Source organism: Streptomyces bugieae (genome assembly GCF_036352915.1).
GTDB classification, from domain to species: domain Bacteria; phylum Actinomycetota; class Actinomycetes; order Streptomycetales; family Streptomycetaceae; genus Streptomyces; species Streptomyces endophytica.
The window spans coordinates 1-484 of the sequence record NZ_JAZBJP010000107.1 but is presented as its reverse complement, the minus strand read 5'-3'; the positions used below and the strand labels follow the sequence as shown (position 1 = coordinate 484).

Here is a 484-nt window from a genome sequence, read left to right as displayed (position 1 = left end):
CTCGACCATGGCTTCGCCGGTTGCGCTCATCGCACGGCTCCCTTGGAGTAGTGGCGTTCGACGTAGTACTGGATGATCGAGAGCGCGGTGGTCAGGAGGATGTACCAGGCGGTGGCGACCATCAGCAGGGGGACCACCCGGCCGCTGCGGCCGTAGACGACCTGGACCTGGTAGAAGAGTTCGCCGATCGCCATGACGGAGACGATCGAGGTGCCCTTGAACAGCGAGATGATCTCGTTGGCCGCGTTGGGCAGGATCGAGCGCATGGCCTGCGGGAGCACGATCCGGCGCAGCTGACGGAGCTTGGGGATGCCGAGGGCGGCGGCCGCCTCCAACTGCCCGCTGCCGACGGCCAGTACGCCGCCGCGCACGATCTCCGCCGCGTACGCCGCCTGGTGCAGGGCGAGGCCCAGGACGGCGGCGCTGACCGCGCCGACCAGGTTCATCGTGTCGAAGGTGAAGAAGCCCGGCCCGAACGGGATGC

Annotated in this window: 1 protein-coding gene; it reads right to left on the bottom strand. The window is 68.4% G+C overall.

Annotation, left to right across the window (positions count from 1 at the left end; translation table 11 throughout):
- Positions 1–26 precede the first annotated feature (26 nt).
- The coding region (locus V2J85_RS40400; RefSeq protein ID WP_330824364.1) for an amino acid ABC transporter permease at positions 27–484 on the bottom strand (458 nt) is incomplete at its 5' end.